Source organism: Citrobacter sp. KTE151 (genome assembly GCF_000398845.1).
GTDB lineage: Bacteria > Pseudomonadota > Gammaproteobacteria > Enterobacterales > Enterobacteriaceae > Citrobacter > Citrobacter braakii.
Genome location: NZ_KB976064.1, coordinates 1,060,554 through 1,082,203 on the forward strand (window position 1 = coordinate 1,060,554; position 21,650 = coordinate 1,082,203).

19 protein-coding genes and 1 tRNA gene are annotated in these 21,650 nt (G+C 51.7%); 6 read left to right on the top strand and 14 right to left on the bottom strand.

What is annotated here, in order from left to right:
• Nucleotides 1–18: 18 nt before the first annotated feature.
• Genes WC7_RS09680 through prmB form a run of 5 tightly spaced genes read right to left on the bottom strand, consistent with a single transcriptional unit; the run spans nt 19 to nt 4,261 of the window.
• A complete protein-coding gene (locus WC7_RS09680) occupies nt 19–567 on the bottom strand; it encodes an elongation factor P hydroxylase (protein ID WP_016153873.1) in 549 nt (182 codons plus the stop codon).
• Nucleotides 567–1,376, bottom strand: a complete 810-nt coding sequence (locus WC7_RS09675) for a sulfite exporter TauE/SafE family protein (RefSeq protein WP_016153874.1) — start codon at nt 1,374–1,376, stop codon at nt 567–569. The genes WC7_RS09680 and WC7_RS09675 overlap by 1 nt, the downstream gene beginning before the upstream one ends.
• On the bottom strand, nt 1,376–2,200 hold the full coding sequence (gene mepA / locus WC7_RS09670; protein WP_016153875.1) for a penicillin-insensitive murein endopeptidase: 825 nt from the start codon (nt 2,198–2,200) through the stop codon (nt 1,376–1,378). Before mepA ends, WC7_RS09675 begins: the two co-directional genes overlap by 1 nt.
• Nucleotides 2,201–2,203: 3 nt before the next feature.
• The gene (aroC, locus tag WC7_RS09665; RefSeq protein WP_016153876.1) at nt 2,204–3,289 is read right to left on the bottom strand and encodes a chorismate synthase; all 1,086 of its coding nucleotides are present in this window, start codon (nt 3,287–3,289) and stop codon (nt 2,204–2,206) included.
• 39 nt (nt 3,290–3,328) lie between these two features.
• Nucleotides 3,329–4,261 (bottom strand): 50S ribosomal protein L3 N(5)-glutamine methyltransferase, encoded by a 933-nt coding sequence (gene prmB / locus WC7_RS09660; protein ID WP_003028173.1) that lies wholly within the window; start codon nt 4,259–4,261, stop codon nt 3,329–3,331.
• 166 nt (nt 4,262–4,427) lie between these two features.
• Here prmB and smrB point away from each other — a divergent pair, with 166 nt between their 5' ends.
• Complete coding sequence (gene smrB / locus WC7_RS09655) at nt 4,428–4,979, top strand: endonuclease SmrB (protein WP_016153877.1); 552 nt, start codon at nt 4,428–4,430, stop codon at nt 4,977–4,979.
• Between the two features lie 80 nt (nt 4,980–5,059).
• Here the strand turns inward: smrB and sixA are convergent, their stop codons facing one another.
• The 4 genes from sixA to WC7_RS09635 all read right to left on the bottom strand — a co-directional run bounded on the left by sixA (nt 5,060) and on the right by WC7_RS09635 (nt 9,669).
• Nucleotides 5,060–5,545: a phosphohistidine phosphatase SixA gene (sixA, locus tag WC7_RS09650; RefSeq protein WP_003028179.1), complete on the bottom strand. Its 486-nt coding sequence runs from the start codon at nt 5,543–5,545 to the stop codon at nt 5,060–5,062.
• Between the two features lie 208 nt (nt 5,546–5,753).
• A complete protein-coding gene (gene fadJ, locus WC7_RS09645; RefSeq protein WP_016153878.1) occupies nt 5,754–7,901 on the bottom strand; it encodes a fatty acid oxidation complex subunit alpha FadJ in 2,148 nt (715 codons plus the stop codon).
• Entirely contained in the window at nt 7,901–9,211 is a 1,311-nt protein-coding gene (gene fadI, locus WC7_RS09640; protein WP_016153879.1) for an acetyl-CoA C-acyltransferase FadI, read from the bottom strand. The genes fadJ and fadI overlap by 1 nt, the downstream gene beginning before the upstream one ends.
• A 173-nt stretch (nt 9,212–9,384) precedes the next feature.
• The gene (locus WC7_RS09635; protein WP_016153880.1) at nt 9,385–9,669 is read right to left on the bottom strand and encodes a YfcZ/YiiS family protein; all 285 of its coding nucleotides are present in this window, start codon (nt 9,667–9,669) and stop codon (nt 9,385–9,387) included.
• 371 nt (nt 9,670–10,040) lie between these two features.
• On the opposite strand from WC7_RS09635, the gene fadL reads away from it, so the two are divergent.
• A complete protein-coding gene (gene fadL / locus WC7_RS09630) occupies nt 10,041–11,372 on the top strand; it encodes a long-chain fatty acid transporter FadL (RefSeq protein WP_016153881.1) in 1,332 nt (443 codons plus the stop codon).
• A gap of 59 nt (nt 11,373–11,431) precedes the next feature.
• Here the strand turns inward: fadL and mlaA are convergent, their stop codons facing one another.
• The gene (mlaA, locus tag WC7_RS09625) at nt 11,432–12,187 is read right to left on the bottom strand and encodes a phospholipid-binding lipoprotein MlaA (RefSeq protein WP_003028190.1); all 756 of its coding nucleotides are present in this window, start codon (nt 12,185–12,187) and stop codon (nt 11,432–11,434) included.
• A gap of 288 nt (nt 12,188–12,475) precedes the next feature.
• On the opposite strand from mlaA, the gene WC7_RS09620 reads away from it, so the two are divergent.
• Complete coding sequence (locus tag WC7_RS09620; protein WP_016153882.1) at nt 12,476–13,417, top strand: formate/nitrite transporter family protein; 942 nt, start codon at nt 12,476–12,478, stop codon at nt 13,415–13,417.
• 75 nt (nt 13,418–13,492) lie between these two features.
• Nucleotides 13,493–13,564 (top strand) — tRNA-Arg (locus WC7_RS09615).
• A 47-nt stretch (nt 13,565–13,611) separates the two neighbouring features.
• Here WC7_RS09615 and WC7_RS09610 read toward each other — a convergent pair.
• Nucleotides 13,612–14,244, bottom strand: coding sequence for an ECs1377 family protein (locus WC7_RS09610; protein WP_016153883.1), 633 nt, complete (start codon nt 14,242–14,244; stop codon nt 13,612–13,614).
• A 561-nt stretch (nt 14,245–14,805) separates the two neighbouring features.
• Between WC7_RS09610 and WC7_RS09605 the strand changes: the two genes are divergently transcribed.
• On the top strand, nt 14,806–15,414 hold the full coding sequence (locus WC7_RS09605) for a DUF1062 domain-containing protein (protein ID WP_016153884.1): 609 nt from the start codon (nt 14,806–14,808) through the stop codon (nt 15,412–15,414).
• Between the two features lie 76 nt (nt 15,415–15,490).
• On the opposite strand, the gene WC7_RS09600 is transcribed toward WC7_RS09605, so the two are convergent.
• Nucleotides 15,491–17,389: a methyl-accepting chemotaxis protein gene (locus WC7_RS09600; protein WP_016153885.1), complete on the bottom strand. Its 1,899-nt coding sequence runs from the start codon at nt 17,387–17,389 to the stop codon at nt 15,491–15,493.
• Between the two features lie 374 nt (nt 17,390–17,763).
• Between WC7_RS09600 and WC7_RS09595 the strand changes: the two genes are divergently transcribed.
• Nucleotides 17,764–18,303 (top strand): DUF2058 domain-containing protein, encoded by a 540-nt coding sequence (locus tag WC7_RS09595; protein WP_016153886.1) that lies wholly within the window; start codon nt 17,764–17,766, stop codon nt 18,301–18,303.
• 104 nt (nt 18,304–18,407) lie between these two features.
• Here the strand turns inward: WC7_RS09595 and pgtA are convergent, their stop codons facing one another.
• Together pgtA and pgtB are read right to left on the bottom strand one after the other, a co-directional pair.
• A complete protein-coding gene (gene pgtA / locus WC7_RS09590) occupies nt 18,408–19,655 on the bottom strand; it encodes a two-component system response regulator PgtA (RefSeq protein WP_016153887.1) in 1,248 nt (415 codons plus the stop codon).
• Nucleotides 19,645–21,639, bottom strand: coding sequence for a two-component system sensor histidine kinase PgtB (gene pgtB, locus WC7_RS09585; RefSeq protein WP_170973721.1), 1,995 nt, complete (start codon nt 21,637–21,639; stop codon nt 19,645–19,647). Before pgtB ends, pgtA begins: the two co-directional genes overlap by 11 nt.
• Nucleotides 21,640–21,650: the final 11 nt, after the last annotated feature.

Sequence of the window (21,650 nt, forward strand, 5' to 3'; positions counted from 1 at the left end):
GTAAACGTGGCAGCGACTTCAGTTGAGCGCTTCGGGCCACGGGAATTGTTCCGCCTTAAGTTCAGGCGTGTGATAATAATTCTGTAACGCGTTAATGAAGCGCGCCGGACGTTCAGGGATCCCCTTTTCCAGGTACTCCATCACCTGAGCATGAACACGGCGCTGGAATACCACGCGATCCGGTTCAAAGTCCCCTTCAAGGTTGTCGCAACTGACGTTAAACGGGTAGCCCGCCGCCATGCAAAACAGCCAGTCAAACGCCTGCGGCTTCACTTCCACATCTTCAAACTGGCATTGCGTCTTCGCGTCGCGTCCGTCCGGACAGTACCAGTAACCGAAGTCGACCAGTTCACGCCGCGCCTTACCGGCGATGCACCAGTGTGAAATTTCGTGTAACGCGCTGGCGTAATAGCCATGCGCAAAAACAATACGGTGATACGGTAATTCCGCATCCGCAGGAAGATAGATCGGTTCGTCATCGCCTTTAATCAGACGGGTATTAAATTCATCGGCAAAGCAGCCGTTAAAAATCTCAATTAACTGTTCGTAGTGATGGGTATTATTCATTAGTTCATCCCCAGCCAGTGGAGAATCTCCTGTCCATGATTATCATAAAGTAGCTTGGCGCTCATCACGGCGGAGACAATGACAATCATTGGCCGAATGAGTTTTTGTCCTTTACTGAGCACCAGCCGTGAGCCCATCCGTGCGCCAATAAACTGGCCAATGAGCATCACAAATCCGGTCGCCCAAATCACTTTGCCGCCGAGGGCAAACAGCAACAGCCCGCCGATATTCGATGTGGCATTTAATACTTTGGCGTGGGCCGTCGATTTCGCCAGGTTGTAGCCGCACAGCATGACAAAGGCCAGCGCGTAGAACGACCCCGCAGCCGGACCAAAAAAGCCATCGTAAAAGCCGACGCAGCCCCCGGCCACCAGCGCGAAAGGCAACCCATGCAACCGACGCTGTCGATCCTCCTCCCCCACTTTCGGCATCAACAGAAAGTAAAGGCCAATACAGATAACCAGAACCGGCAGGATCTGGCGCAGAATATCTGACTGCACGTGCTGAACCAACAGCGCGCCGCTCATTGAGCCGATAAAAGTCATGAAGATATTGAGCTTCTGATCCGCCAGATTAACCACGCCCCGGCGAATAAAATAGAGGGAGGAAGAGATAGATCCTCCACAGGCCTGCAGCTTATTGGTGGCCAGCGCTTGCGCGGGTGGCATCCCAGCCGCCATCAATGCCGGGATAGTGAGTAAACCACCGCCTCCGGCCAGAGAATCAATAAAACCTGCCAGCATCGCCACGAAAAAAAGCACACCTAACAGCAGTGGCGACACCATAAACAGAGAGGCAAAATGATCCATTAGAGTACATGCTCGTCCAGTAGCGCCTGGCAGGAAGGCGGCAACGGCGGCGGTGTCTTCTTCTCAGGCTTGGTGGTTCCAGGTTTCGGAGGTTCGAACCAGCTTTGCAGCTCCGCGCCGCAGCCGTCACCCGGTGGTGGTAACGGTTGATCTTCGCACTCAAGACTGTCGGCAGGACAACGCAACCGTACGTGCATATGCGCACGATGCTGGAACCATGGTCGCACTTTACGCAACCAGTCCCTGTCGGTCCCTGCATCCAGACAAAGTTGCTGCTTAATCGCCGGATTCACGAAAATACGCGTGACTTCATTATCTTTTGCCGCCAGCCTGATCAGGCTGAAAATCTCCGGCTTCCAGAGTGACGGCACGACACGTTTGCCATCCTGTGAGACCAGATCTAACGCCTGCGGCCGCAGCAGTTGCGACTGGGTCCAGCGGGTTTTCGGCAATTGCAGGAAAATATCTACATCCAGTCCCGTCTGGTGACTGGCGTGACCGCCATTGAATCGCCCACCGGCCGGCATGCCCATATCGCCGATTAACACCGTACCCAGCCCCAGATTGTTGGCCTGATTACTCAGACGCTGGATAAACATCACCAGATCCGGATGGCCAAAGTAACGGCGCTGATCGGTGCGCATCACCTGATAGTGTTCTGACTGTACAGGCAGCGTATCTGCGCCAACAATACAGCCATTGGAGAACGCGCCGATAGACTGCGCGCTGCCTGCAACCGGATGGGTAATTTTCTGCCAGGGCGTCGCCGCCAGACAGGCGGTGCTGGCAAACAGAGCCAGCGCCGCAAGTGCCGTTTTTTTCATCTCTTACCAGCGTGGAATATCGGTCTTCACGTCCGCATTTTGCGCCCGCTGACGCAGCAGGTGATCCATCAACACGATCGCCAGCATCGCTTCGGCGATTGGCACGGCGCGGATCCCAACACACGGATCGTGACGACCTTTGGTGATCATTTCGACTTCTTCACCAAAGCGATTAATAGTGCGCCCTGGAACGGTAATGCTCGAGGTCGGTTTCAGCGCCATATGAGCAATGATTTGTTGCCCACTGCTGATCCCTCCAAGAATGCCGCCCGCATGATTACTCTGGAAACCTTCTTTGGTGATTTCATCACGGTTCTGGCTGCCGCGCAGTGCAACAACGTCAAAACCGTCGCCAATCTCAACACCTTTAACGGCGTTAATGCTCATCAGCGCGTGAGCGATATCAGCATCCAGGCGGTCAAATACAGGTTCGCCGAGACCCGCTGGTACGCCGCTTGCAACCACGGTCACCTTCGCCCCGATGGAGTCGCCCTCTTTCTTCAGCCCACGCATCAGTTCGTCCAGCGCCTCGAGTTTATCCGGATCTGGACAAAAGAACGGGTTAAGCTCCACCTGGGACCAGTCTTTGATCTCCAGCGGAATATCACCCATCTGCGTCAGACAGCCGCGAATTTCAACACTGAATTTTTCCGCCAGATATTTTTTGGCAATCGCTCCGGCCGCAACGCGCATCGCCGTTTCACGTGCGGATGAGCGTCCGCCGCCACGGTAGTCACGCAGGCCATATTTCTGCTCATAGGTATAGTCGGCGTGTCCGGGACGAAAAACGTCCTTAATCGCGCCGTAATCCTGTGAACGCTGATCGGTATTTTCGATCAACAGGCCAATGCTGGTGCCGGTGGTAACGCCCTCGAACACACCGGAGAGGATTTTCACCTGATCCGGCTCACGACGCTGCGTAGTGTAGCGCGATGTGCCCGGACGGCGTCTGTCGAGATCGTGCTGCAGGTCAGCTTCTGTCAGAGAAATGCCCGGCGGAACACCATCGACAATACAACCGAGCGCCAGCCCGTGTGATTCACCGAAAGTGGTTACGCGAAAGAGTTGCCCAATTGTGTTTCCTGCCATCACGGCTCCGTTATGAGTGTTGTGTATGTGCGCGTGTATTTAGTCTTTATAAATGCTGAAGTGCTCGCGAGCAGCAACTAACTGCTCTTTGGTCAGCATGAATACACCGTCACCGCCGTTGTCGAACTCCAGCCAGGTGAACGGTACATCCGGGTATTGCTCTATCAGATGTACCATGCTGTTTCCGACTTCACAAATCAGAATACCGTTATCTGACAGGTAGTCCGGAGCGTTACCCAGAATGCGGCGGGTAAGTTTCAGTCCATCGCTGCCGGACGCCAGACCCAACTCAGGTTCATGACGATATTCGTTTGGCAGATCGGACATATCTTCCGCATCGACATACGGCGGATTGGTCACAATCAGGTCATACTGGACTTTCAGCAGATCGCGGAACAGATCGGAACGGATCGGCGTAACATGATGGATCAGGCCGTGCTCTTCAATATTGTGTTCGGTCACCGCCAGCGCATCGGTGGAAATATCCACCGCATCCACTTCGGCCTCCGGGAAAGCATAGGCGCAGGCAATGGCAATACAGCCGCTGCCGGTACACATATCAAGGATATGCTGCGGCTGCTCATTAATAAGGCCCGCAAAGCGGTTATTAATAAGCTCGCCAATCGGCGAACGTGGTACCAGCACGCGTTCATCAACATAAAACTCATGCCCGCAGAACCAGGCTTTGTTGGTCAAATAAGCGACCGGAATGCGCTCATTGACGCGGCGAATCACGCGTTCAACAATGCGATGGCGCTCGCTGGAAGTCAGACGCGCGGTACGCATATCTTCTGGAATATCCAGCGGCAGATAAAGTGACGGCAGCACCAGTTGTACTGCCTCGTCCCATGGGTTATCCGTGCCATGGCCATACCAGATGTTCGCCGCGCTAAAACGGCTGACCGCCCAACGCAACATGTCCTGAATGGTATGCAGTTCACTCACTGCTTCATCGACGAAAATTTTATCCACGTATTCCTCCAGGGCATGCTCGTATTAATTTCGGCGGCTAGTTTGCCACGAAGACGGCGATAAATCAGCATTCACACAGGGCCTGAGCGCGAAAATTGCGTTTTAAGCGATCGGATGCCCGCCGAGTCGGGTTAAACTAACGAAAAATAAAAGATGAGACTCTCGAATGAAAAAGAAAACATCGCTCAGCGAGGAGGATCAGACGCTGTTTCGCCAGCTGATGACCGGCACGCGTAAAATGAAACAGGACACCATTGTTCACCGACCGCTACGTAAAAAAATTACCGAGGTTCCGGTTAAAAGGCTGCTGCAGGAACAAGCTGATGCCAGTCACTATTTCTCGGACGAGTTTCAGCCGCTGCTGAATACGGACGGCCCGGTAAGATATCTGCGTGCCGACGTCAGCCATTTCGAACTGAAGAAAATGCGCCGTGGCGATTACTCCCCGGAGCTGTTTCTCGATCTGCACGGGCTGACCCAGCAGCAGGCCAAACAGGAGTTAGGCGCGCTGATTGCCGCCTGTCGTCGTGAGCATGTGTTTTGCGCCTGCGTGATGCATGGCCACGGAAAACATATTCTTAAGCAGCAAACACCGCTCTGGTTGGCGCAGCATCCGCACGTGATGGCCTTTCATCAAGCGCCAAAAGAGTACGGTGGCGACGCCGCGCTGCTGCTGCTGATTGAAGTGGAAGAGTGGCAACCACCCGAACTTCCCTGATGCAGAAAAACAGAAAGAGCCGCATTTGCGGCTCTTTGATTTTCCGGATGACGGCTGTGCCTTATCCGATTCCAGGCTTTTTAAATTGCTTTTGCCATTTTCAGGTTACACGGGCTCATCTGCCAGTTAAAAGTACCCTTCCCGCTCTCATCAAGCGTTACGCTGGCAATCGCTGATGTGGTAAACATCGGCGGTGTTTCGCCTGGGCAAAGTTCAGACACCAGATACCCCACTAAAGGTAAGTGAGAGATGACCAGCGCCGTGGCGATACCTTCATTGGCCAGAGCCTGTAAATAGGCGCTGACCAGACCGACATCGCCGCAGGGAGTCAGCTCCGGCAAAACATCCACACCGGTTGGCAGGTTCATACACTCCCCCACCACATCCAGCGTTTGTTCGGCTCGTAGGAACGGGCTCACCAGAACACGTTCGATATCCACTTTTTGACCTTTCAGCCAGTTCGCCATCAGGCGAGATTCGTCACAACCACAGGAGGTTAAAGGACGAACCGAATCACTGGCGGCATCGAGGGCTGCGTCGCCGTGACGCATGATAAAAACTTGCATATTGCACCGCTTTTGTTAACCAGAATCACCGACACCTTTATCCACAGCCCCTATTGACCGTGGTAACGATGTGGTGGCCGGCATTGTGCCTTATCCATTCACCGAATGAAACGCTGTTTTTTACCTCAACGGCGTAAGTATAGTCAATCTCTGTTTACATTTTGAGCGCGACCCATACATTCAGTGCGGATTCATCCTACCTTTGACCTCATGAATTCAGGTCAGTTTCCCCACTACTCCAGAATCTTTCACCGCGTTCCGCCATCTGCAATAACTGCTCACACGGCGTAAACCGCGAGCCGTATTGCGTGGTCAGTCGTTGCAGAGCAGCAACCACTTCACCCGCGCCGAGCGAATCCATATACCGGAACGGGCCGCCGAGGAAGGGCGGAAAACCAATACCAAATACAGCGCCGATATCGCCATCACGCGCGCTGCGGATAATCTTCTCATCGAAACAGCGTGCTGCTTCATTGAGCATTAACATGACGCACCGCTCAGCGATCTGCGCGGCGGTGAGTCGGCCCTGCCCCTGGACGCCAATAAGCGTATAAATTGCAGGGTCGACCTGTTTTTTGCTTTTACGCCCTTTCGCTCCATAAAGATAGAAACCCCGACCATTTTTTCTACCTTTGCGATCGTCATTCAAAATTGAAGCAACAACATTTGCAGGCGCGCTAAAACGTTCTCCATATGCAGCCTCAAGCACTGGTATAATTTTAGTGCCCGTATCAATTCCGACCTCATCCAAAAGTTGGATTGGCCCGACCGGAAAACCAAACTTAACCAGCGCGGCGTCAATGGCTTCAACCCGCTCACCTTCGGTCAGCATACGAATAGCTTCGTTAATGTATGGCGCTAAAATGCGGTTAACATAAAATCCGGCCTTATCTCTGACCACTATCGGCGTTTTGCCCTGCTTTTTCGCCAGTTTAACGGTTGTGGCAATTGTCTGCTCAGAGGTCGTGGCATGCGGGATAACCTCGACCAGCGGCATTTTTTCCACCGGGCTAAAGAAGTGCAAACCAATTACTTGTTGAGGCCTGGCAGCGTTCGCCGCAATATCGCCAATCGGCAAAGATGAGGTGTTAGAGGCAAAAATGGTATGAGATGCGCAATTTTGCTCAACTTCTGCCACCATCTGTTGTTTTAACGCCAGATCTTCAAATACGGCTTCAATAACCAGATCGCGATGAGCGAAGCCACGGTAATCGGTTGATCCCGAAATCAGCGCCAGCTGTTTATCACGCTCGCTGGCTTTGATATGACGGCGGCGAACCTTCGTTTCAAGCTGATCCCAGCTGTACTTCAGCGCGTGGTTGATTCCCTTGGCATTTATATCTTTGATACGCACTGGCAAGCCGCCTTTACAGGCCGTCACATAGGCAATACCGCCCCCCATCAGACCGCCGCCCAAAATGCCTACACTGTTTAGCGGGCCGGGCTTCACATCACTTCCGGGATCCTTTTTCACGTCGGTGTTGGCAAAAAAGATGTGCCGCAGCGCCTGAGACTGAGATGTCATCGCCAGTTCGCCAAACGCGCGGGCTTCGGCGTCGTAACCGCTGCTGCTGCCTTGCGCCAGGCCGGTTTCGATGACCTCAAGGATATGTTCTGTTGCGGGATAGTTGCCGTGCGTTTTTTGCGCCGTCTTTTTACTGGCCATGCGGAATAACAGCGCCCGCCCCAGCGGCCCCGCTAGCACACGCTCTCGCACCGGCAGAGTTCGGTGTGCGGGACTGTCCTTTTTGGCCAGTTCTACGGCCGCTTCCAGCAAAATGGTATGCGGTACAACTTCATCCACTAAACCCACTTTCAGCGCCTGTTTTGCGCGTAGTTGTTTTCCGGTGAGGATCATATCCAGCGCGGTACTGACGCCAATCAGACGGGGCAACCGCTGGGTACCGCCAGAGCCGGGCAGCAGACCAAGCTGCACTTCCGGTAAACCCAGTACGGTTTTAGCGTCATCGGTACAAATACGATTGTGGCACGCCAGCGCCATCTCCAGGCCACCGCCGAGACAGGCGCCATGAATTGCGGCGATTACGGGGATCGGCAAGGCATTAATTTCCGCCATAATCTGCTGCCCCTGGCGTGCCAGCGTTTCAGCTTCCTGCGCGCTGCGACAGCGACCAATCATGTTGATATCCGCCCCGGCAATGAAGTTATCGGGTTTCGCCGAAATGAACACCACGCCGCGTAATGCTTTGTTATCGCGAATTTGTTTCAGAATGACCCGAACCTGGGAGGCAAATTCCGCCTTCAGGGTATTCATTTTCTCTCCGGGCACATCAATGGTGACAACAGCGACGTTATCCAGACGTACGTTTAGCGTAAAAGCCGATGTCATGTCCATTATTCCGCCTCCAGAACCATTGCCGCACCCAAACCACCTGCTGCACAGGCTGTCACTAAACCAAAACCACCACCACGGCGTCGTAACTCATGGAGGGTTTGGGTGATCATGCGAGCACCGGTGGCGGCGAAGGGGTGTCCATAGGCAATCGATCCGCCCAGCACATTAAATTTACTGTCATCGACCTCGCCCGTGGCATGCGCCCTGCCGAGCACTTCGCGGGCAAAACGTTCGCTACCCAGCAGTTGAAGATTCGCCAGCGTTTGTGCGGCAAATGCTTCATGCATATCGATCAGGGTTAGATCAGCCATGGTCAGACCCGCTCTCTCCAGGGCAAGCGGCGTTGACCACGCCGGCCCCAACAGCATGTCCTGCCAGACATCGATGGCGGTAAAGGCAAAACTACGCAGGTATCCCAGCGGCACCAGCCCCAACTCTTTCGCACGTGATTCCGTCATCATAATCACGGCGGCTGCGCCGTCCGTTAGCGGGGTACTGTTCGCCGCGGTAACGGTGCCGTGCTTTCGGTCAAAGGCCGGACGCAGTTTGGCGTAATCGGCCAGCGTAGAGTTGCCGCGAATATTGTTGTCTTCTGAAAAAGGATCTTTGAAAGGTGGCGCGTAGGTGGTCATCACCTCATCTGCCAGTTTTCCTTCAGACCACGCCTGAGCGGCGCGCTGATGAGAACGGTGCGCCAGGGCATCCTGTTGCTCTCGCGTAATCCCATAAGTTTTGGCCATTTGCTCGGCCGTATCCCCCATGCGTAAACCGGTGGAATACTCGGCGACGGCTGGCGGTACGGGCATCAGGTCACGTAAGCGCAGTCGGGAGAAAAGTTTAAGACGCTGACCGGTAGTCCGGGCCTTATTGACATCCACCAGCACCCGCGCCAACTTTTTGCTAACGCCAATAGGCAGAACTGACGAGGAGTCCGCACCGCCGGCAATTCCTGCGCGAATAGTCCCCGCCATCAGGCTTTCCGCGACATTCGCCACCGCCTGGAAGCTGGTGGCGCAGGCTCGGCTTACGCTGTAGGCATCGGTGTGCACATTCATCCCGGTTCCCAGCACGATTTCACGAGCAATATTTGGGGCCTCGGGCATTTGCACCACCTGGCCAAAGACCAGTTGCTCAATCACATCAGCAGAAATTTCGCTGCGCGCCAGCAGCTCGCCAACGACCATTTTCCCCAAATCTACGGCGGGAATGCCATGAAACGCGGTTGCCTGGCGGGCAAATGGCGTACGCAATCCGCTTACGATGGCGATGCGATCGCCCTGGCGGGTAACCAGCGGTAAAGCCTGACTCATAACACTCCCCTGTAAAAAAAAATAAGTGGTCTGACCTGATCACAGTCTTAACCAATTTTTTACATTTAGCCAAGCAGGGAGAAAAGAAAGTGGGAGCTAAGACACAGTGAATAATCACTGACAGTGACGAAAAAGCCCTTGGTACCGGGTAACAAGGGCCTTTAAAGAAGGGATTAACGCAGACCCAGCTGGAAGATCAGCGTTTCAGCTTCACAGGCAAAAACAAAGTCGATATCCAGACGCACACCTTCAGACTCTTCAGTAAAGGTCGAGGTGATTTGGCAAGGCTCAGATTCCACGCCACGCGCCTTCTCAGTCAGAGCGACCAGCGTTTCTTCTGCCTCTGCACGATTCGCGAACACACGGCTGTATGACGCGGTGCAATCGGAGTTGTCCATGATGGTGCCAACATCCATACAGCAGCAAACCGGGGTTTCATCAGCACTGCATTTACTCATTGTAGATTTCCTCTGTATTCGCACCTGTGGTGCCAGATAAACGATGGGGATATTTTACGCTCCCATTATTCGCCTCTCCAGTCGTTAATTGTAGGAAATGGGATAAGTGACCGAAATCACACTTAAAAATGATCTAAAACAAAAATCACCCAAACAGGTGAGTGTGCATACTCGCAATTTTGCCAGCTGGATCGCGTTTCCGAGATCAGAATTGAAAATATTTATAAACATACTTGCAACATTTCAGCTGGTCAGACCTATACTCTCGGCACTGGTCTGATTTCTAAGTTGTACCTCAGACCCTACACTTCGCGCTCCTGTTACGGTATGTAACATTGTTTGTATAAAAATAAATCAATGAGGTTATGGTCATGAGCCAGAAAACCCTGTTTACAAAGTCTGCTCTCGCAGTCGCAGTGGCAATTATCTCCACACAGGCCTGGTCTGCAGGCTTTCAGTTAAACGAATTTTCTTCCTCTGGCCTTGGCCGGGCATATTCGGGTGAAGGCGCTATTGCAGATGATGCAGGTAACGCCAGTCGTAACCCGGCGCTGATTATGATGTTTGATCGCCCTACTTTTTCAGCGGGTGCAATTTTCGTTGACCCGGATGTCGATATTTCCGGACGCTCACGTATTGGTAATGACGCCAGTCAGGATAATATTGCCCCAACTGCCTGGATACCGAACTTGCACTTTGTGGCTCCTATAAACGATCAATTTGGTTGGGGGGCGTCAGTTACCTCTAACTACGGTCTGGCGACAGAATTTAATAACAGCTACAGCGCTGGTTCCATGGGTGGAAAGACCGACCTGGAAACGCTTAACCTTAACCTGAGCGGTGCCTATCGTCTGAATAATCACTTCAGCTTTGGCCTCGGCTTTAACGCAGTTTACGCTAAAGCGAAGCTTGAACGTTATGCAGGCGATTTGCCGCAGCAGATAGTTGCAGGCTCTGGTGGCAGGGTTCCTCCCGCACTAGCCGCACAATACCCAGCAGATACACAGATTGCACGTCTCAAGGGTGACGAATGGGGCTTCGGCTGGAACGCCGGCATTCTTTATGAAGTGGACAAAGACAACCGCTACGGCTTCACTTACCGTTCGGAGGTAAAAGTTGACTTCGACGGTGATTACCGCAGCAGCTTGCCATCAACAGACCGAATTCCGGCACAGTTGCGTCCTGTATTCGCTAGTCTGCCGGCTGGCACCAACGGTAACACGATCGACGGTTCACTTGATCTGAATCTGCCAGAAATGTGGGAAATATCAGGTTATAACCGCGTTGCGCCACAGTGGGCGGTTCACTACAGCATGGCTTATACCAGTTGGAGTCAATTCCAGGAACTGAAAGCGAAAGGCAATAACGGCCAAACGCTATTCTACAAAGAAGAAGGCTTCAAAGATTCTTATCGCATCGCACTAGGCACTACCTATTACTATGACGATACCTGGACGTTCCGTACCGGTATCGCCTTTGATGATAGCCCGGTTCCGGCCAACCGCCGTTCCATCTCTATTCCAGATCAGGACCGCTTCTGGCTGAGTGCTGGTACAACCTACGCGTTTAATAAGGACGCTTCACTGGATGTTGGCATTTCTTATATGCACGGCCAGAAAGTGAAATTCGAAGAAGGCCCGTACTCCTTCGAATCTGAAGGGAAAGCGTGGTTGTATGGTATGAACCTGAACTACGCATTCTGATTTTCTTCAGATATAAAAAAGGTGAGCTTTTTAGCTCACCTTTTTATTTTCATCCTTCCTTACTCAGAATCGATCTCTTTTAAATCGTCCTGAATATCTTTCGCGTTCGGGTTTTCTTCTGGTTTGAGTTTCCCACCATTCGCAATAAAGTCATGACGCTGGAAGTAAGCTTCTCGCACCATGATGTAAGGGTCGGAAGATTGACGCAGCAGACCGTCGGAATCAAGCAGTTGCGCGCGGGTTTCAATCCCTTCAACCGTCCATTTACCTATCGACAATGGCCAGGTCAGCCAGGACAGTACCGGATACAGCGTATCCACCATGTCGCCGCCATCATCACGCAGCGTGAAGCTGCCGTAGAATGGAAGCTGCATATACGGTCCATAACCAACGTCATAGTGGCCTAACGTACTACCAAAACGGTGTGGTTCAACGCGCTGTAACTTCGGATTAGCCATACCCGCCACGTCGATAAATCCGCCCATACCTAACAGGGTGTTCAGGAAGAAACGGGTGAAGTGCACCATCCCCTGATAGGGGTCGCCTTGCAGGAAGTAGTTGACCATAACGGCCGGCTCTTCAAGGTTGCCGGTAAAATTGCTCAAACCGTTACGCGCCGGCTGCGGGACATAATCACGCCAGGCAACTGCCACCGGTCGAACAACGTATGGATCTAAAACATTAAAGTTGAAGTTGTACATGGTGCGGTTGAACCCTTCAAATGGGTCCGAACGCCCCTGCTGTTCAGTACCAGAGCTCGCACACCCCACCAAAAGTGTGGTTCCCAGCGCAAGCGCCGACAGGCGAAGCTTCATAAGTGTCTCCCTGTGTATTATGGCTATCGCTGATTGCCATCCATGACGGAACGATGACGTATCCGCCTGTTTAGATGTGAGCGATTGTAACAGCACGTCAAATGATGTCTATATACCCTGTGTTACTGATTTGATCATAGCCTGGTAATGCGCACTCCGCGGCGGCTCTATTCTAGCTATCCCAATAAAAACTAACGTTACCATTTTTGCTATCTCAGACTTTCTCCCGCTGATTTTCGGACAAAAGCCGCTACGCTTTAGCAATACGTGCTAATTCAGGATTCGGCTATGAATGACATTGAGAACGAAAAGATTGATCGGCACAGCGACGAACTTCAGGTCGACAGTGACGAAAAGCTAGAGGGTAAAAAGATTGAGGTCGATGAGGACAGACTCCCCTCCCGCGCCATGGCGATCCATGAACATATCCGCCAGGATGGGGAGAAAGAAATGGAGCGCGACGCGATGGCGCTACTGTGGTCAGCCATCGCTGCGGGACTCTCGATGGGCGCCTCGCTACTGGCTAAAGGAATTTTTCATGTGCAGCTGGAAGGTGTGCCTGGGGGATTTTTGCTGGAGAACCTCGGTTATACATTCGGCTTTATAATTGTCATTATGGCCCGCCAGCAACTGTTTACCGAAAATACCGTCACCGCCGTCCTGCCGGTAATGCAAAACCCTACGCTCGGCAATTTTGGCCTGCTGATGCGCCTGTGGAGTGTGGTTCTGCTAGGTAATATTATTGGCACCGGGGTTGCCGCATGGGCGTTTGAGCATATGCCGATTTTTGATGAAGAAACCCGCGATGCTTTTGTCAAAATCGGCATGGATGTGATGAAAAACACGCCAACGGAGATGTTTTCCAACGCCATCATTTCTGGCTGGTTAATTGCCACAATGGTATGGATGTTTCCCGCCGCCGGTGCGGCAAAGATTGTGGTTATTATTCTGATGACCTGGCTGATTGCGCTGGGCGATACCACGCACATCGTCGTCGGCTCGGTGGAAATTCTCTACTTGGTCTTTAATGGCACGCTGCACTGGAGTGATTTTTTCTGGCCCTTTGCGCTACCAACGCTCGCCGGAAATATCTGTGGCGGAACGTTTATCTTCGCGCTGATGAGCCATGCGCAGATCCGCAATGATATGAGCAACAAAAGCAAGGAAGAAGCCAGGTTGCAAGCAAAGCGTGATGAGCAAAAACAGAAAAACCAGAAAAAACAGGACTAAATGGTGACTGTTTGAGCAGTCGGGCGGCCTGAGGCTTACCGTTGTGAGTAAAAAACGCTATACTCGTGCCGCTTCGTCCCCTTAGTTAAATGGATATAACGAGCCCCTCCTAAGGGCTAGTTGCAGGTTCGATTCCTGCAGGGGACACTTTTAATTAAATGCATCCGGCTAAATCCTTTCATTTACCTGTCAGTTCATCCCTGAGCCAGGCGATAAAACGGCACATTCCTCACCGTTGCAGTAAGATTGTCGGACACCATTGTCTGCTCAGTAGTTATCCGCATCCCTGATTTTCTCAGCCTCAGTACGTCAGCAGCAATACGTTGGCTGCCAAACCAGAAAAGCCCGTCCAAAGCAGTGACATCAAGACCTGATTCCAGTGCCAGCTTCAGACGCTCACGCGGTGCTTTTACCGTTTTAGCAATTTGCTGATATGGCGCTTCGCTTGAACCTGCACGATTAATGCGTCGAATACGATGCGACAGGCGGTACTGAAATTCATCCGGTATCCCGCCGAGGCTCGCTTTCAGGCTGTAAACACAACCAAAGCGTTTGCCGTTAAAGATTACGTTTTTCTGACTAAGCTGCAGCTCTTCACGAACGCTGGCAATCAGTTGCGGGGTACGGAGTAATAACAAGCGGAAAGGCAGCTCAAAGCTGGTCACATAGTCCACATTCAATAAAGCAATACGCAGACGCTCTTGCGGACCCGCCTTCATTTCCCGACATTCAGCAATAACATCAGCCCACTGGCCAGCCAGACGGGAACTTTCAGTCGCCTCAGTAAAGCTGTATTTTTCAGTCTGATAATCAATACGTTCGGTCACTCGGAATTCCCTTCTGGCCACATCTCGGTATTGGTTGCTCACTTTACCAGCGACAGACTGCAACCGGAAGCCCGCAGGTATAGGCAGTGGAATTATCGCTACTTTGCCCCTTTGTAACTTACTGACTGCTCTTGCATGGTGAGAGGCGCGGTCGCCGATAGGGCTGGTGATTCAGGGTAACGCAGAAATTATGCCAACAATAAAACCGTGGCGGTATTCGCAACCGGCTCCGGAGAAATTTTTACCCGCACGCTGACCGCATACAACATTATCTTATCAACAAGCATCCCTCTAAAAATACCTGCTGGTAGAAGTCACCAAGGGGCCCGGCATCCGCAGTTACTTCAACCTTGGCAACATAATGAATATTGATTGAACTCATATACTTGAAGGCTTCCACACTGATAATCTCGCAAGATTCATTTGTTGGCAGACAGGATCACTGTGTTAGAAATCTTTTCTTAACCCGCTGAAAAATATCTAACAAATATTTTTCTCACATAAAAGCGATGGTTCGTTCAAAACGGATCCGAATTTATTTGGGTTAAAAAAAGGTACAGAATGAAAGTCACATGGACAGTCACCCCTGTCGGCTACCAGCGCATTGCTAAGCGCTGCCCATCATGTAATGTAAAACGCGAATTCGCACCTTCCGGCGCATTCAGAGTCAATTCGCAAAAGAAAGTGCTTGATATCTGGAGCATTTATAAATGCACCCACTGTGAATATACATGGAATATCTCGCTGTTTTCACGGCTTCACATCAGCAAAATTAATCACGAGCTGTATCATCGATTTATCACCAACGATGCCAGTACGGTTCACTATTTTGCCAATGATAAAGCCACCCTGAGCCGTAACAAGGCTGAACTTGCAGGTAAACCTGATTTTCGTATTCAGGAGCAGTGGCAGGTCAGCATCAAAACCGGCCAGAACGTCACCGTAAGCATCAGACTTTCCCATTCTTTTCAGATTAGTGTGCTATCGATCTTGAAGCGCCAGCTTTTCCTCAGCACCGCGGAGATAAAGAAACTGATAGATGAAGGCCATATTAGTGGTATTACGATGAAAGAACTCAAATCCCGAAAACTAATGACAGGATATTTGGATTTTCAGCTGTCAGCAGTCACATTATATGCTCGGCGAAAAGTTGTTATGACCCAACGTTAACAGTATGAAGCTCACGATAAGATGGCGAGGCTTAACCGACCCGGTATGTTGTCCGGGTCGGTTAAACGGCGTCAGGTCAGACAACAAAACGATTGACCAGATCCTTCATGGTGACAGACAGATTGTCCAGGCGCTGGCTGTCGCTTGCGGCCTGAGAAACCAACGCCGCGTTTTGCTGCGTGACCTGCTCCATAGGTCGCAGTGCCAGGTTAATCTGAGTTACCCCTTGCGATTGTTCCGTCGCTACACGAGCGATATCCGCAATATATTGCTTCATGCTGGTGGTATTGTCCGCCGCGGCTTCTAGCGCGGTAGCGGACGCCGTAACCCGCTCAACACCCTCACTAATTTTTACCATATTCTGCGCGACCAGCTCGCGGATCTGATTAGCTTCTTTGGCACAACGCTGCGAAAGATTCCGCACTTCACTGGCGACAACCGCAAACCCCCTGCCCATCTCTCCTGCCCGTGCAGCTTCCACTGCCGCATTCAGCGCCAGCAAGTTAGTCTGAAACGAAATATCGTCAATCGAGGTCACAATATTCGAGATTTTCTCACTGGAAGAGCGAATATCCCCCATGCTCTGATTTGCCGCACTGGCGACGTTACTGGCCTGCCGGACCTCTTTTTCCAGCCTGATTGTCAGATGCTCCGCTTCGCGGGCATTGTCCGCCGTTTGCGTAATCGTCGTGGAGAGCTGTTCCATACTGGCCACCGCTTGTACTATTGATGCAGCCTGTTCATCCGTGCGTTGGGCCAGGTCCTGATTACCCGCCGTAATACTGCTGCTGGCATCGGATAAAACCACGGAGCCTTGTTTAATCTCCTGGACGATATGCTGAATACTTTCCAGCATCGTGTTATAGGCGCGATTAAGTGAGGAAAGCTCATCTTTCCCCGGGGTCGCCAGTCGTTGAGTCAGATCGCCGTTCATACCCGCAATCTTGCGGAGCGTGTCGCTAAATTGACGATGCATATTGATAGCGATTGCCCCTGCGAACGCCAATGATGCCAGGAGCGCTAACAAGCTGACAATCATATATATTTGCCAGTTTTTTCGTGCATCCTGCGCGAGTTTTTCCGCATTCGCTAACAGAAGATTCGCCGTCACATCTTCTATCTGCCGCATCACTTCAATACGCTGGGTTTGAACCTTGAACCAGACAGTAGGATCGACATCAAATCCACCGTTCGCGGCATGACTAAACGCGGTTTCGCGTAATGAGAGGGCTTTTGACGCTTCTGTGGACTGTAAGCGGCTTTCCAGCATGGCCGCCTGTTCCGGTGGGCTCAGACGCAACGATTGTGCCAGCCAGACGTTCTGTTTACTGACGACATCACTGAGTTGATGTAACTGCCCCTCGGCGAAATGACCGGAGGAAAAGATATTTGACAGCAGCGCGCGTTCAATACCTGCTTGTTCTTTCAAATTCAGCAAGTTGTAGTAGGCGGCGAATGCGTTCGCCATCTCGCCTGAATCCGTCAACTGTCCCAACCTGCCCACAAAACTCAGCACATCAGCAATGACATTAGTATAAAACTTAACGACATCAGAGGCCGGAAGCCCCAATCGCGTGACGTTTTCCCGGATGGTGGCAAGCGACAGAATGTTTTTCTTGAACGTGGTGACAGAATTGGCGGCATCCCCTTCTGGTAATGCAGTATCGGACAGTGAACGCACAAAGACCTCGATCTCGCGATCGGTTAAAGCCCGCTGTGCGGTTAACTCATCTTTGAACGTCTTCCCTTCAGCCCCCAGAAATCCGACGCTCATTCCCCGTTCTTTTTGCAGCTCATGCACCACATTTCCGGCACTACGCGCGAGCGCTGTCAGTTGAGCAATATTTTCCATCTGCCGTTCTGTCTCAATGCGCGTCAATATTCCTGAACCAGCAAACCAACATAACGCCAATAATAGTGGTTGTAGCGCGATTATTAACTTCATTTTCATCGGCATTCGATAAACCCACCACATGCCACTTCCCTCCATTGTCCATATTTTCATTATGGTTATCGGCGCAATGAGGCTGCACTTTAAATTTGTTCAAGAGACAACTGATTGTTTTTTAGATTAAATACCTGCCAAAATAACTCTATTTGATTATGACAATCAGGATAAATCACTGGAATATTTATATTTATGATATCTATTCTCAAGTTAGTTAAATCATTCAGCATATTATTTCTTATTAAAAAACGGGTTAACTATCAACACGATTCGTAAAGGGAGTAAGACACAGAACGGTGACGCCTACTGGAGATAACCGTCGTGGCACGGCCATTTTCTGGCATCCCGCCGAACGTTAAGGTTATAATCCTGACAACGATTTTATTGGATTAGAAGCGACGATGACAAAACTTACCCTACAAGAACAGATGCTTAAGGCAGGTCTGGTCAGCAGCAAAAAAATGGCCAAAGTGCAAAGAACGGCGAAGAAATCGCGCGTTCAGGCTCGCGAAGCCAGAGAAGCGGTTGAAGAGAATAAAAAAGCGCAAATTGAGCGCGACAAGCAGCTCAGCGAACAGCAGAAACAGGCCGCGCTGTCTAAAGAATATAAAGCCCAGATCAAGCAACTGATTGAAATGAATAAGATCACCATTACCCGTGGCGATATTGGTTACAACTTTACTGATAATAACCTGATCAAAAAAGTCTATGTTGATAAGGTGACTCAGTCTCAGCTGATCAAGGGCCGTCTGGCCATTGCCCGACTGACGGCTGAAAGCGGCAACGATAGCGAATACGCCATTATCCCGGCGGTCGTCGCCGACAAGATTGCGCAGCGCGATGCAAGTTATATTGTTTTAAATTGCGAGCTGAGCCAGGAAGCGAAGGACGAAGACGATCCGTATGCTGATTTTGTCATCCCTGATGATTTGATGTGGTAAGAAAAACAACCAGATAATCACCCGGACTTCCGTTGCCTATTTCGGTGAACGCCAACGCCGCCACCGAAATACTCTCGACGTCCCTTCTCCCCCAATTCTGTCGACTAAAACTTATAGTGTTCTTTGCTCAGCCCGTATTTTCTCATGCGTAAATACAATTTTTTACGCGGGATTTGTAAATACTCCGCCACTTCATTAATGCGCCCCTGATGAATATTTAGCGCTTCAGTAATGATCTGTCGCTCGTACTCTTCAACCCGCCGATCGAGCGGTGTTGGTTCAGGCAGATGCAGTTGCGGATTCGCGGTTTCAGCCAGCGGGAGTAGCCCAACGGCAAAAAGCTCGGCGGCATTCGCCAGTTCCCGAACATTACTTAACCACACGCGACGCCGCATGCCTTTCAGTAACTCCCCTTCAACCTCGGGCACGGGATGGTTCAGGCGCAGACAGGCTTTCTGCAGGTAATGACGAAACAGCGGCTCAATATCATCCGGACGCTGTGACAGCGGCTGACAACCGATTTGCGTCATCGCAAAACAGTAGTAGAGTTCGGCCACAATCTGGTTGGTTGCCGCCAGTTCCACTAACGATGTGTCACCAATGCCTATCAGACGAAACGGACGCCGCTCCTGGCTTTGCAGATGCACCAGATGGTGCTGCTGTTCACGTGTCAGGCACTCAATATGGCTCAGGACCAGCGTTCCTCCTTGCGCCTGTGCAATAAGGTCATTGAGTAGTCCCGCGTTCCCGGGCGTTAGTTCACCGCGGATAAACGGCCCATCAGCGCTGCGCCCAAGCTGATGCAAATACCGGGCTCCGGTCATACGTCCTGTCCCCGGCTCGCCATAAAACCAGACGGCAATATCCGTTTCCGCCAGGTGTTGCAGACGTTGACGATACTGATTGACCCAGTCACTGTAGCCGAGCAGTTCAACCTGAAGCTTTTGCTGGCAATAATGGCGACGGGCAATCACGGATTGTCTCTGACGCAGCGCATCCTCTACCAGCGACAGCAGTTTGCCGGGGTCGACCGGTTTTTGCAGAAAGTCCCATGCGCCTTTCTTTACTGCCTCCACCGCCATCGGGACATCGCCATGCCCGGTGATAAGCAGAATAGGGAGCTGATTATCATCCTGATGAAACAACGTCATCAGGTCTATTCCATTGCAGCCAGGCATACACACATCGCTCAGAACAATCCCCGGCCAGTCGGCTTGCAGCCAGTTTCGGGCATCAAAAGGGTTATTGCATGCATAGACACGGTACCCCTCTTGTTCAAGCAACAGAGTGTAAGCGTCGAGAACATCGGCATCATCATCAATCAGCAGAACAGAATAGTCATCACACAACATCGTTTACATCCGTCAGATTAAATTGCAGAACGACGCAGGCATTACGCCCCGGTGTCGACGCCAGGCGCAGTTCGCCGTTCATTTGCCCCATTAACGATACACAAATCGATAAGCCAATACCGAGCCCCACATCCTTACTGGTGGTAAACGGCTTTAACAGTGATGGCAATAACGCCTCCGGCCAGCCGGGGCCGTTATCGCAGACAAAGACGCACAATCGGCTGCCCTCAGCCTGCCAGTGAACCTCTATTTGCGCGCCAGTCGGACTGGCATCCAGCGCATTTGCCAGTACGTTTACCAGCACCTGCTGAATACGCACTTCATCACCTGTCACCCATACACTCTGAGCTGGAAGCGTCAGCGTACCCTGCTGTGGCTTATGCCGCATGGCCAACAGTTCCCAGGCGGCGCTGAATGTTTGTCGCAGATCGACCGGATGCAAAGGCGCGCCCGGCTCGGCCCGACGTGCAAACTGACGCAGCGAACGGATAATGGCATCAATACGGGTAATCAGCCCCTCCGCTTTGGTTAACGTACTTCTGGCCTGAGCGGATTGTCCTTGTTCAATTGCCCTTCCCGCCGTAAACAGGTACATCGACAGCGCATTCAGCGGTTGGTTAATCTCGTGCGCCAGCGTGGTCATGGTCTGTCCAACCACTGCCAGTTTTGCCGTCTGGATCAGTTCATCCTGCGTTGCCCGGAGATCGGATTCTATCTCCTTGCGCTCTGTCACTTCCTGCTCCAGCTGATTTTTTTGCGCACTCAACTGGCCCAGAGTATGGCGCAGCAATCCTGCGATGCGCCCGAGCTCATCGCGCCCATAAACCGGGATGGTGGCATCCGTTCTGCCAAGACCAATTTGCACCACGGCCTGGTTGAGTGCGGTAAAACGCTTTACCAGACGCGAACGAATAAAGTAATGGTTGAGCCCCCAGGCGAGAAGTAGCGCCAGCAGCGTCGCCAGCAGAATAAGTCCACCGCTGACGCGAACAATTTGTTCCAGCCGCTGGTTAAACATCTGCATTTGCTGATGGCTACTCCCCAACTGCGCCTCAAGCAGTGTTCGAAAGCGCCCGAGCGTTGCCTCTCTGGCATGGTTAGCATCAACGAGCGCTTTTTGCGCGGCGACATAATCGCGCATGGTATCGGGCATTTTATTTTTCATCATCCCGATTTCCAGTAACTCATCAATGGTTTGCCGCAGGGTGATAGTACTGGGCCAGTCATCGAGGGTACGAATATTTTCATCGGCCGTTTTCTTCAGATTCTCCAGATAGCGGATATGATTCTCCACCAGCATCCCGTCGTCGCTACCCGACTTCAGTTCATTGAGCCTGTCGCGTAAATCATCCACGATCTGATTTTCAATTCTTGCCAGGGTGTAGACCTGCTGCTGCTCGTTTTGTACCTCTCTGGCACGTTTGAGATACTGCGCCGCATCGCCGTTTTTGGCCTCAATTTGATCCAGCAACGTCCCCTGCTGCCAGGTAAAATCCTGCACCAGCGAATTCAGCTCGGTAGTAAAATCATCATGTAGCCAGTCGATACGCGCGGAGAGTTCACTCACCTTTTCGCGCACGAGGAACATGTTGTAGAGCACCCGGTCCAGCTCCGCCATCAGCGCCCGACTGTCTTGCAAAATCACCGCCAACTGCTGTTGTTCTGCCGATTGTAATCCCCGGCTCAGCACCTCAATTTTGTCCAGATGAGAAATAATTTGATTGCGCAGTTGCAGCCTTACCGTGGTGTTGGGGGCCAACAGGAATTCATTAAGCTGATCCACAACCAGGTTGAGATTTCCTTCTATCAAAAAAGCGGAATGTACGCGCGGGAAGTAATCATCAAGTGAATAGCGTATCTGCGAGCTCTGCTCATGCCAGGAGTACAAACTGACGCAGCTTACGCTCAACGTCAGTAATGCGCCCGTCAGAAACGCTCCCCGCAGGCTGCTGCTGATGCTGAGTTGGCGCAGGCGTTGCAGTATCGAACCACCTT